20 protein-coding genes are annotated in these 17,239 nt (G+C 25.8%); 5 read left to right on the plus strand and 15 right to left on the minus strand.

What is annotated here, in order from left to right:
• The coding region (locus B0175_RS08825) for an EAL domain-containing protein (RefSeq protein WP_146175195.1) at positions 1–860 on the plus strand (860 nt) is incomplete at its 5' end.
• A gap of 1 nt (position 861) precedes the next feature.
• Here the strand turns inward: B0175_RS08825 and lptB are convergent.
• The 3 genes from lptB to trpD are packed head-to-tail and all read right to left on the minus strand — an operon-like array spanning position 862 to position 2,986.
• Entirely contained in the window at positions 862–1,584 is a 723-nt protein-coding gene (gene lptB / locus B0175_RS08830; protein WP_108528223.1) for an LPS export ABC transporter ATP-binding protein, read from the minus strand.
• Positions 1,577–1,993 carry a tRNA (adenosine(37)-N6)-threonylcarbamoyltransferase complex ATPase subunit type 1 TsaE gene (tsaE, locus tag B0175_RS08835; protein WP_108528224.1) on the minus strand — a complete coding sequence of 139 codons (417 nt, stop codon included), beginning with the start codon at positions 1,991–1,993 and terminating at the stop codon, positions 1,577–1,579. Before tsaE ends, lptB begins: the two co-directional genes overlap by 8 nt.
• A gap of 9 nt (positions 1,994–2,002) precedes the next feature.
• Positions 2,003–2,986 (minus strand): anthranilate phosphoribosyltransferase, encoded by a 984-nt coding sequence (trpD, locus tag B0175_RS08840; protein WP_108528225.1) that lies wholly within the window; start codon positions 2,984–2,986, stop codon positions 2,003–2,005.
• A gap of 212 nt (positions 2,987–3,198) precedes the next feature.
• On the opposite strand from trpD, the gene B0175_RS08845 reads away from it, so the two are divergent.
• Entirely contained in the window at positions 3,199–4,077 is an 879-nt protein-coding gene (locus B0175_RS08845) for a DUF234 domain-containing protein (RefSeq protein ID WP_108528226.1), read from the plus strand.
• 9 nt (positions 4,078–4,086) lie between these two features.
• Here the strand turns inward: B0175_RS08845 and B0175_RS08850 are convergent, their stop codons facing one another.
• Positions 4,087–4,335 (minus strand): S4 domain-containing protein, encoded by a 249-nt coding sequence (locus tag B0175_RS08850; protein ID WP_004509525.1) that lies wholly within the window; start codon positions 4,333–4,335, stop codon positions 4,087–4,089.
• Positions 4,336–4,416: 81 nt separating this feature from the next.
• Between B0175_RS08850 and B0175_RS08855 the strand changes: the two genes are divergently transcribed.
• The gene (locus B0175_RS08855; protein ID WP_108528227.1) at positions 4,417–5,655 is read left to right on the plus strand and encodes an argininosuccinate synthase; all 1,239 of its coding nucleotides are present in this window, start codon (positions 4,417–4,419) and stop codon (positions 5,653–5,655) included.
• A 43-nt stretch (positions 5,656–5,698) separates the two neighbouring features.
• On the opposite strand, the gene B0175_RS08860 is transcribed toward B0175_RS08855, so the two are convergent.
• The 5 genes from B0175_RS08860 to B0175_RS08875 are packed head-to-tail and all read right to left on the minus strand — an operon-like array spanning position 5,699 to position 9,773.
• Positions 5,699–7,135, minus strand: a complete 1,437-nt coding sequence (locus B0175_RS08860; protein ID WP_108528228.1) for an AMP-binding protein — start codon at positions 7,133–7,135, stop codon at positions 5,699–5,701.
• A complete protein-coding gene (locus B0175_RS08865) occupies positions 7,132–8,268 on the minus strand; it encodes an MBOAT family O-acyltransferase (protein WP_108528229.1) in 1,137 nt (378 codons plus the stop codon). Before B0175_RS08865 ends, B0175_RS08860 begins: the two co-directional genes overlap by 4 nt.
• Positions 8,268–8,408, minus strand: coding sequence for a hypothetical protein (locus B0175_RS11275; RefSeq protein ID WP_210004332.1), 141 nt, complete (start codon positions 8,406–8,408; stop codon positions 8,268–8,270). Before B0175_RS11275 ends, B0175_RS08865 begins: the two co-directional genes overlap by 1 nt.
• A gap of 10 nt (positions 8,409–8,418) precedes the next feature.
• On the minus strand, positions 8,419–9,546 hold the full coding sequence (locus B0175_RS08870) for a D-alanyl-lipoteichoic acid biosynthesis protein DltD (protein ID WP_108528230.1): 1,128 nt from the start codon (positions 9,544–9,546) through the stop codon (positions 8,419–8,421).
• A complete protein-coding gene (locus B0175_RS08875; protein WP_108528231.1) occupies positions 9,546–9,773 on the minus strand; it encodes an acyl carrier protein in 228 nt (75 codons plus the stop codon). Before B0175_RS08875 ends, B0175_RS08870 begins: the two co-directional genes overlap by 1 nt.
• 148 nt (positions 9,774–9,921) lie before the next feature.
• Here B0175_RS08875 and B0175_RS08880 point away from each other — a divergent pair, with 148 nt between their 5' ends.
• The gene (locus B0175_RS08880) at positions 9,922–10,422 is read left to right on the plus strand and encodes a gamma carbonic anhydrase family protein (protein ID WP_108528232.1); all 501 of its coding nucleotides are present in this window, start codon (positions 9,922–9,924) and stop codon (positions 10,420–10,422) included.
• A gap of 21 nt (positions 10,423–10,443) precedes the next feature.
• Here the strand turns inward: B0175_RS08880 and B0175_RS08885 are convergent, their stop codons facing one another.
• The 6 genes from B0175_RS08885 to recR form a co-directional block, all read right to left on the minus strand.
• Positions 10,444–11,094, minus strand: a complete 651-nt coding sequence (locus tag B0175_RS08885) for a potassium channel family protein (protein ID WP_108528233.1) — start codon at positions 11,092–11,094, stop codon at positions 10,444–10,446.
• Complete coding sequence (locus B0175_RS08890) at positions 11,091–12,416, minus strand: TrkH family potassium uptake protein (RefSeq protein ID WP_108528234.1); 1,326 nt, start codon at positions 12,414–12,416, stop codon at positions 11,091–11,093. Before B0175_RS08890 ends, B0175_RS08885 begins: the two co-directional genes overlap by 4 nt.
• A gap of 8 nt (positions 12,417–12,424) precedes the next feature.
• Positions 12,425–13,108 (minus strand): response regulator, encoded by a 684-nt coding sequence (locus B0175_RS08895; protein WP_108528235.1) that lies wholly within the window; start codon positions 13,106–13,108, stop codon positions 12,425–12,427.
• Complete coding sequence (locus tag B0175_RS08900) at positions 13,105–14,136, minus strand: sensor histidine kinase (protein WP_108528236.1); 1,032 nt, start codon at positions 14,134–14,136, stop codon at positions 13,105–13,107. Before B0175_RS08900 ends, B0175_RS08895 begins: the two co-directional genes overlap by 4 nt.
• Before the next feature lie 181 nt (positions 14,137–14,317).
• A complete protein-coding gene (locus tag B0175_RS08905) occupies positions 14,318–15,244 on the minus strand; it encodes a dUTP diphosphatase (protein ID WP_108528237.1) in 927 nt (308 codons plus the stop codon).
• A gap of 191 nt (positions 15,245–15,435) precedes the next feature.
• The gene (gene recR / locus B0175_RS08915; protein WP_108528239.1) at positions 15,436–16,008 is read right to left on the minus strand and encodes a recombination mediator RecR; all 573 of its coding nucleotides are present in this window, start codon (positions 16,006–16,008) and stop codon (positions 15,436–15,438) included.
• 97 nt (positions 16,009–16,105) lie between these two features.
• On the opposite strand from recR, the gene dnaJ reads away from it, so the two are divergent.
• Positions 16,106–17,224 carry a molecular chaperone DnaJ gene (gene dnaJ / locus B0175_RS08920; RefSeq protein WP_108528240.1) on the plus strand — a complete coding sequence of 373 codons (1,119 nt, stop codon included), beginning with the start codon at positions 16,106–16,108 and terminating at the stop codon, positions 17,222–17,224.
• The last annotated feature ends 15 nt before the right edge of the window (positions 17,225–17,239 follow it).

A 17,239-nucleotide genomic window follows, 5' to 3' on the forward strand; every position in this document is an offset into this window, starting at 1 on the left:
TTTCTGATAGAAACAATAAATTAATTACAGCTGATATTGCACTACAAGGTGCAAAAAAAGACCACAAAGATTATCTTGTATTTTTTGAAAAACTTGACAAATTTCATGAATATGAAAATAATATGCTTTGGACAAAAAAACTTAAAACTGCTTTTTTAAATGATAAAATCACAGTATATTTTCAACCAATTATAAATAATCAAACTTTGAAAGTTGAAAAATATGAATGTTTAGTAAGACTTATTGATGAAGAAAATAAAGTTATATCACCATTCTTTTTCTTAGAAGTAGCAAAAAAATCTGGACAATATACAAAACTAACAAGAACTGTTATAAAAAAATCTTTTGAAACATTTGAAAATTTACCATTTGAATTTTCATTAAATATTTCATATAAAGATATAGTTGAACCTGATTTTTTAGAATTTATTAAAAAAATGCTAGATAAACACAAAGTTACAAATAGAGTTGTTTTTGAAATTTTAGAAGATGAAAGTATAAAAAATTATGATTTATTAATTAGTTTTATTGAAGAAATTAAAACTTTAGGTTGTAAAGTTGCGATTGATGATTTTGGAACAGGTTACTCAAACTTCGAACACCTTTTAAAAATGAATGTTAATTATTTAAAAATTGATGCTTCTTTGATAAAAAACATTACAAAAGATGAAAACTCTCGTAAAATAACAAAAACTATAGTTGAATTTGCAAAAAATTTAAATCTAAAAACTATTGCTGAATTTGTAGAAAATAAAGAAATCTTTGATATGGCAAAAGATTTAGGAGTTGATTATTCACAAGGGTATTATTTCTCTGCACCTATTGAAAAACCAAATATAAATGAATTTAAGAAAAAGTAATTTAAAAATTAAAACTCTTTCCTAAATAATGTTCTCTAACTTCTGGGCTATTTTTTATTTCTGCACTTGTTCCACTTGCAAGTAAAGTCCCTGCTTTCATAACGTATGCTCTATCACATATCTCTAATGTTTCTCTTACATTATGGTCAGTTATTAAAACACCGATATTTATCTTTGTTAATTGATGAATTATCTCTTGTATATCTTTCACAGCAATTGGATCAACTCCAGCAAAAGGTTCATCTAAAAGTAAAAATTTAGGTTTAGAAACCAATGCTCTTGCTATTTCTGTTCTTCTTCGCTCCCCTCCAGATAAAGAAACTCCTTTTCTTTGTCGAATAGGTTCAATATTAAATAATTCTAATAATTCTTCAACTCTTTTTTGTTGTTCATCTTTATCTTCTGTGATAATTTCAGCAGCAAGCATAAGGTTATCTTCAACAGATAAATCCTTAAAAATAGAAGATTCTTGAGGTAAATACCCTATTCCTCTTAATGCTCTTTTATGTAATGGATATTCAGTTATATCTTTATCATCAAAATATACAGTCCCACTTGTTGGTTTTACTAGCCCACAAACAGTATAAAATGTTGTTGTTTTACCCGCTCCATTAGGTCCTAAAAGTCCAACAATTTCTCCAGATTTTACTTCAAGAGAAATACCATGTAAAATTTGTGTTTTTTTAATAATTTTTGTAATATCTTTTATTTCTAATTTATGCATCTATTGTATATAACCTTTTATCATCTTTTTTTCTAATTTCAACTAATACAACTTGAAATCCATAATCTTTTAAAATATCTTCTAATTTTTCATCACCCCACTCTACAAAATGGATACCTTCAGCTTCAAATTCTTCAATCATTCCAAGACAAATAAATTGTTGCAAAGTTTTATTATAAACATCATAATGAAAAATATTATTTGAGTAAACTGCTTGTATAGAAAAAGTAGGAGACGTAACTAAATCATCTAATCCTAAAGCTTTTACGTAATTTTTTACAAGAGTTGTTTTTCCACTAGCTAAATCACCTCTTAAAATTACAACACAATTTTTATTATTAATAACTTTTTTTAATTCATCAACGACAACATCGACACTATCTAAGTCTAATTCAAATTCTTTTTTCAATTTTTTACCTTAACTTAACTGTTTTGATATTTTTATAATCTGCTCAAGTTTATTTTGTGCAGCACCACTAATAATAGCTTCTTTTGCCATATCTATACCATCTTTAAAATCTCTTGCTTTTTCATCAACAATAAGCGCTGCTGCTGCATTTAATAATACAATATCAAGCTTAGCACCAACAATTTTTTTAGATAAAATATCTCTTGTTAATTTAGCATTAAATTCTGGACCTTCTCCTATAATATCTTCTTTACTAGATAATGGTATTCCATAATCCTCAGGATTAATCTCAATATCTGTAATTTTTCCATTTATTAAAAGTGTTGCATAAGTAACATCAGAAACTGATATTTCATCCATTCCATCATTTGAAGATAATATCATAGCTCTTTTGCTATCAAGAATATCTAAAGCAGCTGCAATTTTATTTATATAACTTTTATCAAACACTCCAATTACTTGTTTTTCTACACCAGCGGGATTTGATAAAGGTCCAACGATATTCATAATAGTTCTATGAGGGATTGTTTTTCTAACAGGAGTTATATATTTCATTGCAGGATGATGATTAGCTGCAAACATAAAAGCAAATCCAGTTTCTTCTAACATTTTTGCTGTATTTTCTAAACTTAAATTCAGATTCATACCCAAAGCTTCAAGCATATCTGCACTTCCACTTTTGCTTGTAACACTTCTATTTCCATGTTTCGCTACATAACAACCACAAGCACTAAGTAGTATAGAAACTGTACTTGAGATATTAAAACTATAACTTTTATCTCCACCTGTTCCAACAACATCTATTGATTTTTGTCTTAACTCTTCTGAAATTGGAAGTGGAATTAGGTGTTCTCTCATTGCACTAGCAGCTCCTGCTAACTGAGACGCTGTTTCACCTACTTCATAAAGATTTAATAAATATTCTCTTATTTCTTCTTGTGAAAGTTTATTTTCAAAAATATCATCAAACTTTAACTTTGTTTCATTAAACATTCTTAGTTTATCCTTTATAACAATAATAAATTGATTAGTTAACTTATATTTACTAATTATAATACAAATATATCTGCTAGATTGTACAATATATGAACTTTTATATTACTTTTTTGGATATTCATCATATTTTTTACTAAAAATAAATATTATCAAATTTATTCAAATATGATATTTGTTATTGTAGAATCCCTTTTTAAATAAGGATGTATATGATTATATTAGATAAATCACTAAGAGAACAATTCAGCATTTTTTGTAAAACAAATAATATAACAGATATGCAAATAGCAATAAAATATTTTACGATATTTGGTGGACTTGATATACAAATAGATACAACAAAACCTGTAATAGAACTAATAGAAAAACATATTTTAAATAATTACAATCATTTTAGAAGCGAAATAAATCGTTTAACAGGTGGTTATCATGTTGATAGTGCGATTCTTACAGGAATAGCACTAGGAGATAGAAAAACAACAAATGCTTTTAAAAGAGCTCATGTAAGCTTTGAAGAAGGTATGAAATGCGTAGAATCACTTTGTGAAAAAGAGATTATAGAAATTGACTCTTCACAAAATTTTCTTTTAGGTAAAAGAAATGATTCTAAAACACCAAAAAAATTAATCTTTACAAATCCATTTGTTAGATTTTGGTTTGGATTTATTTCTCCTATTTATAAAGGAATAAAAGAGGGAAATTATGAAGAATTTAAAATAAAATTCGAAGGAAGAGAGTCTGATTTTAGCGATTTTATATTTGAAGAATTAGCTTTATCTTTTGTAAAAAATACATTTGTTGAAGACAAAATCAAACAACATGGTCAATACTGGAATGAAAAAATCCAAATTTCTATAGTTGCAAAAACAACTTCAGATAAAACAATAATTGGATTTTCTAAATATACAGATAATAAGATGAAAAAAAGTGAATTAAACAAATTTTTAGAAGATTGTAAAAAAGAAGATATATCTGCTGATATCATAGTTATTTTTACTAAAAACGGATATTCAACAGAATTAAAAGCTCTAAAAAGTGAGACTTTAAAACTATTTAATGTTAAAAGTTTGAAAGCTTTAGTTCAGTAGTACAAAAACTTAATTTAGTTTTTGTACATATTCATCTATTTTTGATTTTGGTGTTGATTTTGTAGATGGTATTTGTAAAATTTTAAATTTTTCACTTTTTTCAAGATATTTTATCTCTATAATATCTCCAACTTTTACCTCTTTAGCTTTTTTTACAGCTTGGTCATTTAAAAATACTACTTTATGTTCAAGCATATCTTCAGCAACTGCTCTTCTTTTTGTAATATTAACTGCGTTTAAAAATTTATCTATTCTCATAAGATAGATTATAACTAAAACTGTTTTAATAGATATTTAGATAAAATCGCAAATTAAAATAACCAAAAATAGGATATGTTTATGAGTAAAAAAGATATAAAAAAAGTTGTTCTTGCATATAGTGGAGGTTTAGATACTTCTATTATTTTAAAATGGCTTCAAGATGAATATAATGCAGAAGTTATCACTTTTACAGCTGATTTAGGTCAAGGTGAAGAAGTTGAACCTGCAAGACAAAAAGCTATTGCTTGTGGAATAAAACCTGAAAATGTTTTTATTTTAGATATTAAAGAAGAGTTTGTTAAAGATTATGTTTTCCCAATGTTTAGAGCAAATGCTATTTATGAAGGAGAATATCTTTTAGGAACTTCTATTGCAAGACCATTAATTGCTAAAAAACTTGTAGAAATTGCAAACCAAAAAGGTGCAGAAGCAGTAAGTCATGGAGCAACAGGAAAAGGAAATGACCAAGTAAGATTTGAACTTGGAGCATTAGCTTTAAATCCAGATTTAAAAGTTATTGCACCTTGGAGAGAGTGGACTTTAAATTCAAGAGAAAGTTTACTTGAATATGCTAAAAAAAATGGAATTGAAATATCACAAAAACACGTTGATGAAAATGGAAATCCAAAAATCAGCCCATATTCTATGGATGCAAATTTACTTCACATCTCTTATGAAGGTTTACACTTAGAAAATCCAGCAAATGAACCAGAAGAATCAATGTGGTTATGGACAAACTCTCCTGAACAAGCACCTGATGAAGCTGAATATATCACTATTGGATATAAAAATGGAGACCCTATTTCTATAAATGGAAAAGAGTTATCACCAGCAACTTTACTTAAAACTTTAAATGATTATGGAAATAAACATGGAATTGGAAGAGTTGATATTGTTGAAAATAGATATGTTGGTATGAAAGCTCGTGGTTGTTATGAAACTCCAGGTGGAACAATTATGCTAAAAGCTCATAGAGCAATAGAGTCTTTAACACTAGATAGAGAAGCAGCACATTTAAAAGATGAATTAATGCCAAGATATGCAAAACTAATTTATCAAGGATATTGGTTCTCACCAGAAAGAGAAATGCTTCAAGCTGCTATTGATGCAACTCAAAAAAATGTAGAAGGAACTGTTAGATTAAAACTTTATAAAGGAAATGTAACTGTTGTAGGAAGAGAATCAAGTAAATCTCTTTATGATGATGCTTATTCAACTTTTGAAAAAGATGAGGTTTATAACCAAAAAGATGCAGAAGGATTTATCAGACTTAACGCTCTAAGATTTATCATTGCAGGTAAAAAAAACAAAAGATAATCATACTTCAAGCTAAGGTTTAAAACCTTAGCTTTTTTATTTTCTACATATTTTTATAAATATTTATTAACTCATTTTTATCTATTTTGTGATTTGCATTGTATGAAAACTCATCTAAAATAATAATATCTGATGGAACCATATAATATGGAAGATTTTTTGAAATATCACTTTTTAATTTTTCAATATCCAAATCATTTTTACTAACAATAAAAGAGATAAGTTTTACTACTTCATTTCCTCTTTTAAGAGGAATTGTAATAGCTTCTTCTATAAACTCATTATTTGTAAGTTCTTTATCAATTTCACCTAATTCTATTCTGAACCCATGAAGTTTTATAAGTTCATCTTTTCTATTTGCAAAAAAGAGCAAGTTATCTTCAAAATATCCAAAATCTCCCGTTCTAAAACTTCTTTTTTCATATTTCTTTTCAAATTTTTGTTTATTTAACTCTTCATTATTGAAATATCCAATAGATACATTATCTCCAACTATTTCCATTTCACCTATATTTTCACTATCAATATCCAATAGATTTATCACTGTTCCAGGTTTTACATAACCAACAGGTAAACTTTTAGAATATTTTTCTAAAATCTCTGGTGTTATTTCTACTATTGTCGTAGCAACAGTAGCTTCAGTTGGACCATAAGTATTTAAAACTTTTGAATTTGGGAAATTGTTTTTTATTCTTTTTACAGTAGTTGATGGTAAAACTTCTCCACAAAATAAAAATGTTTTTAAACTTTGTATATTATCTTCCACAAATTCATTTGAAAGCAATAATTTACTAATAAATGATGGTGTTGAAACCCAAACATTACAAGCATATTTTTTTAATCTCTCAAAATATTCAAGATGGCTTTCTATTGTATCTTTACTATTTAAAACAATAGTTCCACCAAAACTTAAAAATCCAACTAACTCATAAACTGATAAGTCAAAACTAAAAGGAGCTTGATTCATAAAAACACTATTTTGAGGTAATCCAAAATCATTATTTAACCAATTTTGGAAATCTAAAATAGCATTTTGTGTTATTTGTACACCTTTTGGTTCACCAGTACTTCCTGATGTAAAAATTATATAAATAATTGGGTCATCTAAAAAGTATGTTGTAGAAAGATTTTTTTCATCAAAATCTATTTTATTTTCTATAATATCAACAATTATAGATGATTTTACGATTCCAAATATTTTATCAACTCTCTCTTTTGGATAAATAGTATCAATAGGAATATATGGATATCCCAAGCTTATACAAGCAACCATACTTACTATGAATTCTACTTCTTTATGTCCATAAATAATAACTGGATGACCTTTAGGAAGATTATATTTTAAAAGTTTTTCTTTGAAAAGTTCTACTTCACTTTTAAATTCATTCCAAGTTAAATCTTTATTACTTCCACAAACTGCTAATTTTTGAGTATCTTTTTCACACTCAACAAAATCTAAAAGTTTAAAATCAAATCTCATAATGGAACCCTCCCACTAAAAAAATATAAAGCAAAAACTGCACCATTTATCATCAAAAACCTTTTTAAATTTATACTTATAATTTCAGGAAAAAATGAAAAATAGTCATATCCTCCTTTTTTTACATATAAAACATAGGCATTGTGAATACTTGAATAAATCCCAAATAAAAAACCACTAAAAATAAAATACCAAGTTAAACCATTCCACATTCCCATAAGCAAAAAAGTACAAGTTATTGCTATATTTTGTAAAAGCAATTTTCTATTTTTCAAATATGGATATTGGTGTAAATATTTGTATAAAGGTTTAAAGAAGTAATCTGTCAACCAAGTTCCTAAAGTAATATGAAATCTTCTCCAAAAATCTTGAGGATTTGGTGCAAGATATGGATGATTAAAGTTCATTGGGATAAAAATTCCTATCATAAAACTCAAACCTACTGCCATTGCACTATATCCAGCAAAATCAAAAAATAGATATGTTGTGTATGAATAAGCACTATTTGCCATATCAAGGAAATTTGTACTATTTTCATCAATTCTTGCTAACCAATACATAGCTACTAATTGTGCAATTACAAACTTAAATAAAACTCCAACAATTAAAATATCCCAACCTTTACCAACATTTTGTAAAGTTAAATTTTCATAACCTTTTTTCAAATCTTCTTGAAATCTATATGACCTATCAATTGGACCTGCTAAAAGTGTTGTTGGAAAAAGTAAAAAAGATGTAAACTCCATAAAAGATAGTTTTCCATAATTTTGACTATCAACAATCGCTTGAATTGTTCTAAATGTGATATATGAAATACCAATAATTTTGAAGATTGGATCAATATCTAATTTATGTAAAATCATAGGAAAAGCAATAACAATCATAGGAAAAATTGTCTCTTGATAGTTGTTTGATACAAAAATAATATAAATTATATAAATATAAAAAAGTAAAAGAAAAAGTTTATAAGATTCAGGAATACAAACAGCTATATAAATAACAACTGACAAAAATATTACTGTTTTATATGAAACAAATTTTTTTAGAACATTTTTGAATAAATGTAAAAAAAGAATAAAAATGAAACTTATGACAAAAAAGCCTATTCCTGAAAAAGGTAAAAAATCTTCCATTAAAATTCCTCATAAACAAATTCAACATCGGAATCAACATCATTTCCTATTAAATCGCTTATATTTGCATCCATTAAAATATGCAAAAAACCAACTATTAAAAATAAATATATAAAAAAGATTTTTAAAAAATATTTCAATCAAACTACCTTACTTCATAAAATAATCAATAATTTTTTGGTTGACTTTTATCCAACCTAACTCGTCCAAATGAACAATATCTGTTAAGCTATTCATTTCAAAATCCTCTTTTTTATATGTCCACATATCCATATACTCAAAATTATGTTCTAAGACTTTTGATTTAATTGTAGCCATTAATTCGTTTGCATTTTCTCTATTGCCTGCAAAAACATATGGATTCAAATCTTGCATTATAAATAGTGGTTTTATTTTATATTTATCTAAAAAATCAAGTAATACTAAAAAATCTTGAAACTCTTGGTTTTTATCTAATTCAGGAGGTATTATTATTGAAAATGGAAAATTATTTTTTGCGATTTCTGGTTCAATATATTTTGAATAGTATTCATTATTAACTCCAAAACTATTATTTGAAGAAGGAATTTCTATATTTTTAGCTTCAACTCTTAATTTATCGTAATTCAATTTTGGTTTAACATAATTTAGTGTTTCTACTTTTATATTTTTATAATCAAAATTTTGAATTATAAATTTTTTGATTTCATTATTTAAATAATCTTTTTCTAAAACATTTAGAGGATATTTATATATAAAACTTGGATTTTTTATTAAAGATGCATTTTCTTTTATATAATCACTTATTAAATATCTATATTTATCATCTGTTTCGCTTTCAAAATATAGTTTATTCATCATTCCTGAATACATATATTCCAAAAACTTTGGTATAGTTAAACCATTTTCATTAGAACCTGTAAACCAGCTTGGAGATAAAAGAATCGCAATTCGTGCATTATCTCTTACTACTTGATTATCTAAAGCTGCTAATTGAGACATTATTACAAAAGTTTGATGCCCTTCATTACCTTGAACTCTTAATGGTATATTTAATTCATTATTAAAGAATTTTTGTGGTAAAAATCTTTGGTCAGGATATTTTACTAACTCTGAAGAACCAAATAATACGATTTTTCCACTTTCTAAATCACTTTGTAAACTTACTGTTTTTTGTAATGTATCTTGTAAAGGTTTTGTGTAGTAAGCAAGAATTTCATCTTTAAAAATAAAAATTCCTACTATAACTATAAAAGCTGAAATAAAAAGAGCAAGAATATTTGCAAAAAATTTATTCACTAAATTCTACTTTTTATATAATTTGCTAATTTTTCTAAACTATCAAAATTACTTTCGATAATATCTCTTGTATCAATTTTGATATTAAACTCTTCCTCTAACATCATAGCTAAATCAACTGTTCCCATACTATCAATCAAATTTGAAGTATATAAAGGCTCATCAATTTCAACTTTTTTAAAAGTTATCTCTTCTACTAAAGGCCTAATTCTTTCAATAATATCCACATTTCTCTCCTAAAGAATTTTTTCATCTAAAAAATATTTGACATTATATAAAATAATTACGATTATTAAGCAAAAAAATTAAAATTTTTTTGTAATTTTAATGCTATATTCTTTTATTATAATGCCAATTTCTTATAAGGAGTTTTATATGATATTAAAATTTAAAGAATTTTACCCAAAAATTGACCCAAGTGCTTGGATTGCACCAAGCGCAGATTTAATAGGAAACATCGAAATTGGCGAGGATTCTTCTGTTTGGTTTGGCTGTGTTATAAGGTCTGATGTAAATGAAGTCAGAATTGGTAAAAATACAAATATTCAAGATTTATCTTGTATTCATACAGATACAAATAGTAAAACTATAATCGGTAATAACGTAACAGTTGGGCATAAAGTTATGCTTCATGGATGTATAATTGAAGATAATTGTTTAATTGGTATGAGTGCAACTATTTTAGATAATGCAGTTATTGGTAAAGGAAGTATCGTGGGAGCAAATTCACTTGTAACTGCTGGAAAAGTTTTTCCACCAAGAAGTATGATTATGGGAAGTCCAGCAAAAGTAGTAAAACAATTAACCCTAGAAGATGAAGATAAACTTATAGCTCATGCAGCTCATTATGTAGAGTATAAAAATGAATATAGATAAAAAATAATAGGTTTCAGCCTATTATTTTACATTATTTAAAAAATCATCTACATATTTTACTTCACAAATAAAAACTAATAAATCATCTTTTTTTATCACATATGATGAATCAATATTTATAAACCAATTTCCTAAACTTTTATAAGAGACCATTTTTATATTTTTATATTGTTCTTCTATTTGAGAAATTTTTTTATCTATAAAATTATCATTTGCAAAAAGTTTTACCATCTTAATCGTATTACTTATATCTATCTCTTCAACAGTTATGGTATCAAGAAGTTTTTTAACTAACATTCTTCCAGCTATTTTTTCTGGATAGATTACTTTATAAGCTCCAATTTTTGATAAAATTTCTCCATGAGTTGAATTTATTGCTTTTGCAATAATTGTTTTATTATTTAAGTCTTTTAAAGCCATCACTGTTAAAATACTAGCTTCTATATTTTCTCCAATACTTACAATTACGGTATCAAGATTATAAATACCTACTTCTTGTAAAGCTTGTTTACTCATACTATCAACTACATAAGCGTCATCTATATATTCACTTATTTCTTGAACTTTTTTTTCATCATTATCAACTGCAATAACTTTTACATCTAATCTTGATAAACTTTTTGCAACATAAAATCCAAATCTTCCTAAACCAATAACAGCTACTGTTTTCATATTACTATCTTTCCTACTGGATATTTAAAATGTTTTGTTTTTGCTTTTCCTAATAAAATAATTCCAAAAGCAAAAACACCTAGTCTTCCACCTATCATCAAAACAATAATCAAACTTTTTCCAAAAGTATCAAACTGTTCAGATAGACTCAAAATTCCACCATTTCCAGTAGATACCCCCACTGTTCCAAAAGCTGAAACAACTTCAAAAAGTATTTTTAAAAATGGTAAATTTTGAGTTTCAACTAAAAGCAATGTTGCAAATAAAACAAAAAAAGATGAACTAATGATTATTGCTAAAGCTTTATTTATATATTTTTGTTCAATTGTTCTTTTGAAAATACTTGGTTGTTGATTGCTATCTTTTAAAATATAAATAACTGAAATTATCAAAATTGCAACAGTTGTTATTTTCATTCCTCCAGCTGTTCCTCCTTGCCCTGCTCCAATCATCATAAATAGAGTTGAAAAAAATAAAGATGAATCCTTTAAAGAAGCTAAATCTATACTATTAAATCCACTTGTTCTAAAATTTACTGATAAAAAAAATGAGTTTAAAATTTTTTCAAAAAAACTTAATTCGCCGAAAGTTTTTGGATTATTCCACTCTATTGATAAAAATAAAAACATTCCACCAACTATCAAAATAAGTGTTCCATAAAGCATAATTCTTGTATGAATCGAAAATCTTTTTGAAAATTTTCTATTTTCATAAATCTCAATTAAAACAAAATACCCTAAACCTCCAAAAATAATTAAAATAGACAAAGTAAAAAGTGTAATAAAATCATTTTGATATGACATTAGACAATCTGTAAAAAGAGAAAAACCTGCATTATTAAAAGCACTAATACTATGAAATATTCCATACCAGATAGCATCTTTTAATTCATATTTTTCTAAAAATTGAAAAGATAAAATAACTGCACCAAGTAACTCAATAAGTAAAACAGCTAAAATAATTTTTTTTACAAATTCTTTTACATCTGAATTTGGTAAATCTAAAGATTGTTTTATAGCTCTTTTTGCATCAAAATTTAAATTTTGTTTCATTGATAAAAAAAAGATAATAACTAAAGTCATATACCCTATTCCACCTAATTGAATGAGAATTAAAATAATTAATTCTCCTAAAAAAGTGAAATTTTCTGAAGTACTTGTAACAATCAATCCAGTTACGCTTGTAGCACTTGCTGCAGTAAATAAAGCATCAATAAAATTTAATTTCCCAATATGACAAATAGGTAAACTTAAAATTATTGCACCAAAAAAAACAATAAGTACATAACCTAAAAATATTGATTTTACGTATCGATGTTCCATCTATTTCCTTAGCAAGAAAATCTATAACCAATACCAGATTCTGTTTTAATATATTTTGGTCTAGTACTATTTTCTTCAATCTTTTTTCTTAAAGTATTTACATAAGTTCTTAAATATGGCATCTCATTTTGATAAGCAGTTCCCCAAACTTCTTGAAGTATTTGTTTATGAGTTAGGGTTTTATTTGGATGTAGCATAAAATATTTTAGTAATTCATACTCTATTGGAGTTAATTTTAATTTCTCTTTTTTTAAAAAAATATCCCTTGAAACAATATCAAGTTCAAGTTCATCACAAATAAAATTATTTGCTGATTCAACTTCTATATCTATACTTCTTCTTAAATTTGCTCTAATTCTAGCAAGTAGTTCATTTACAGAAAATGGTTTTGTTATATAATCATCAGCTCCCACATCAAGAGCTGCAACTATCTCTTTTTCATCATGACGTGCAGTTAAAACTATAACTGGAACCTTTGAAATCTCTCTTATTTGTTTTATTAAATCTTTTCCATCACCATCAGGTAATCCTAAATCAACTATTAATAAATTTGGATTATGGCTTAAAAACATCATCAGAGCATTTTTTTTATTTTCACTTGAAATAAAATCAAAATCATACTCTTTAAAAGTTATTTCCAAAAGTTTTCTTACCGATTTATCATCTTCAATTATTTGTATCAAATTTTTCATTCTATATTTACTCTTTTTACTATTGGCAATTCTATTTCTATTAAAATTCCATTCTCTTTTGTAATTGCTTTTATCTCTCCATTATGTAGTTTTACAATACTTTTACAAATTGCTAAACCTATTCCACTTCCTAAAATATCATTTGTATCTTCCAATCTATAAAATTTATCAAAAATATTTTTCAATCTTTTTTTATCTATATAATCAGTTTCATTAAATATTTTGATTTTTATAAAATTATTTAAATTTTCTACGTCTAAATCTATTTTTGTATCACTTTTTGAGTATTTAAAAGCATTATCAAGTAAATTTACAATTAATTGAGTCAAAAGAGTATTATCTCCCCAAAAAAGAGCTAATTCATCTATTTTTATATTCAATTTTTCATCATTTTGTTTTTGGGAAAATTCATTTAATGCAACTCCAATAATATCCTCAAAATCGCACCATTCTAGTTTTAAATCTATATTCTTATTTGATAATCTTGTGCTATCTAAAAGATTTGTAATCAATCTTTTCATTCTTAAAGATGCATAATTTATATCTTCTAATAAAGCCGATAAACTTTTATTATCTAGCTTTTCATTTGATAAAATTAGATTTATTGTTCCATGAATTGTAGAAAGAGGTGTTCTTAGATCATGAGAAATTATATGAAGTAAACTCTCTCTTAGTTCATTTTGTTTTTTTTGAGTAATCAAATTCTTAGCTTGAATTGTAATAATCAATCCAACAACTCCAAAAATTAAAAAACTCCAAAGATAAAGTTCATTATTTACATTAAAACTATATAAAGGTGGAATATATAAAAAATTCAAACATAATACACTCAAAAAAGTCATAAAAACTGTTGCTTTAATATTTCCATGAATTGCCACCACAACAACAGGAATTATATGAATTAAAGCTATATTTATAATTCCTAAATGTTCTCTAAAAAAATGGCTAATTGCGCTAATAATAGTTAAAATAATTAAAGCTTTAAAGATATATATATACTCTTTGTATTTATTAAATGTGTTTTTCATTTTAAGCTTTTGATAGTTTAAATAATAAAATTAAAGTTAGAATACTTAAGATAAAAAGCATTAGAAGATTTGAAGCTGACATAACAACCTCCTTTTAGATTTGTTATGTCAATTATATTTTATATATTGTAAAGAGAGAATCAAAAAAACATTAAAAATATAAAAATTTTATAAAGAAACTCTATTTATTTTTAGAATATTCTTCTTTTAATTTATTATATAAATCATCAAAACTTACATCTTCCATTTTTTCTAGTAAATCTACCATTACAACGTTATCTTCATTTCCATTCCAAACTTTTATATAAGTTCCTTCTTTATAACCATTGTCTTGTCTAAATTGATTTAAACAATTTTTTCCAATATAAAGTTTTTGTAACCAAGTGAAAGATAAACCAGAAATTTTACAACATCTAAAGAATTGATCAATAAATCTTTCAATTCCACTAAATGAAGGCATATTTCCTGTATCTATTGCTAAAGAGATATAAGATAGTTTTTCAGCTTCTCTTACCATAAGTTTTACATCAATATTTGAAGATGCTTCATAAATACAATGAGTATTTACTAAAGATACTGCTTTTGGAACATTTGTTTCTTGTAAAATATAAGACATTAAAAAGTGCCAAATATCAACAAGTTCAACATGAATATTATTCATATCTGGATTTGCATTGATATTTTTCCAGTGCTTCCAAGGAGTTGATTCTATAAGCTCAGCCACTTCCATATGAATACATCTAAGCCAATTTATCTCTTTTCCAAATTTATTAACACCTAATTCCCAATTATTTCCATTTGTTGAATCATTTAATTTTTTTTGTAATAAAAACATCTCTTCTAATTTTGAAGGAAAAGATGAAGCTTCTTCTAAAAGTGTTGCTAAAGGAAAACATTCTTCTACAAGATTATCTAAAACTAAATTTGTTGGTAAAACTTCTTTTTCACCTCTTATTAGATGTAAAAGTAGCGAAATAACATAAGGAACTTCATTTTTTTCTTCCCAATTTAAAATTTCATTAGATGAAACACCTGAATAATTCATAAAATCTTCAATAGTTAAAAAACCCAAAGTTTTTATACTCTCTTTAAAATCTTTATACAACAAATTTAACTCCTATTAGCTTGATTTTTTGGACTAAAAAAATTACAATCATTACCACTACTATTTTTTACAACCATTGATGGTATCATCTTTGATTTAAATCCATAAGATTTACAACCATGCGGTTTATTAGGTTCCCACGTTACAAAATAATAAATACATTTTTGACAAACTATTCTATTTTGCATTATATCTTAAATCTCAACTTTGCTTTGTATTGCTTTTGATAAAGATAAAATATCTACATTTTCCAAACTAACTCCAGTTGGAACACCTTGTGCAATTTTTGTAAATCTTATATCGAAATCTTTTAATTTATCTTCAATATATAAAATAAAAGCATCATTTGCAATAGATGGAGTTATTGCAAAAAGAATAGTTTTTACTCCATTATTTAAAATAAATTTTTGTAAAGAGTCTAAAACATCTTGATCTAACTCTTCTATTACAAAATATCTTCCATCAAATTGATTTGAATCTTCAATTACAAAAATATCTTTCGCACTTTGAACAATACAAAGCTTTTCATTATCTCTATTTTCATCTAAGCAAAATTCGCAAATTTCATGCTCACTCATAGAACCACATCGTGAACATTTTGTGATATTTTTTAAAGCATTTTCTATACTATGTGCAATTTTTATACCACAATAATTGTCATTCATAACAATATGATAAGCAAGTCTTAATGCCGATTTTTTACCTATTGTTGGTAAAGATTCGAAAGCTTCAACAAGTTCATAAAATTTTTCTAGTCCTTTATTCATTTTGGGATTATAGCCAAGATTTATAATAAATTTAATTAAGCTTTAGATAAAATACTCGCTTATTAAAAATTATTATATTTTTTTAGGGAGTACAAAATTGACTGAAATTGATTATTATGAATTATTAGAAGTTAGCAGAAATTCAGATAAAAGTACCATTAAAAAAGCTTATAGACAAATGGCTATGAAATATCATCCTGATAAAAACCCAGGTGATAATGAAGCAGAAGAAAAATTTAAAGCTATAAATGAAGCTTATCAAGTTTTAAGTGATGATGAAAAAAAATCTATTTATGATAGATATGGAAAAGCTGGACTAGAAGGACATGGTCAAAGAGGTGGTGGTTTTTCTGGTGGATTTGATGATTTGGGTTCTATTTTTGAAGAGATGTTTGGATTTGGAACAAGTTCAAGAAGCAGAAGAGAAAGAAAAACTTATAATTATAACTTAGATGTTACTATTGAAGTAAAACTTGAGTTCAATGAAGCTATTTTTGGTTGTAATAAAGAGATAAATTACAAATACAAAACTGCTTGTAAACCTTGTGAAGGAACTGGTGCAAAAGATGGAAAATTATCAACTTGTCCTACGTGTAAGGGACAAGGACAAGTTCATTCAAGACAAGGATTTATGACTTTTGCTCAAACTTGTCCAAGATGTGGTGGAACTGGTCAAGCAACAACTGACTCTTGTAAATCTTGTAAAGGTACTGGTTACGAAGAGGTAAAAGATAACTTTAAAGTTGATATTCCTGAAGGTGTAAATGATGGAATGAGAATTAGAGTATCAAATAAAGGAAATATTGCACCAAATGGACAAAGAGGAGATTTATACCTACAAGTTTCTGTAAAAGAAGATTCTCACTTTGTAAGACATGATGATGATATTTACTTCGAAGCTCCAATATTCTTTACTCAAGTTGCTTTAGGAGGAACTATAAAAGTTCCAAGTTTAAGAGGAGAACTTGAACTTGAAATTCCAAAAGGTGCTAAAGATAAACAACAATTTACTTTTAAAGGTGAAGGTGTTAAATCTGTCCAAGGTTATGGAAAAGGTGATTTAATTATTCAAATAAAAATTGAATATCCAAAAGCTTTAAACAATGAACAAAAAGAACTTTTAGAAAAACTACAAGATAGTTTTGGAATAGAAAGTAAACCTCATGAAACAACTTTTGAAGGAATGTTTGATAAAGTAAAAAAATGGTTTTCATAAAAATTTTATAAATAT

The organism is Arcobacter lacus (genome assembly GCF_003063295.1).
Taxonomy (GTDB): domain Bacteria; phylum Campylobacterota; class Campylobacteria; order Campylobacterales; family Arcobacteraceae; genus Aliarcobacter; species Aliarcobacter lacus.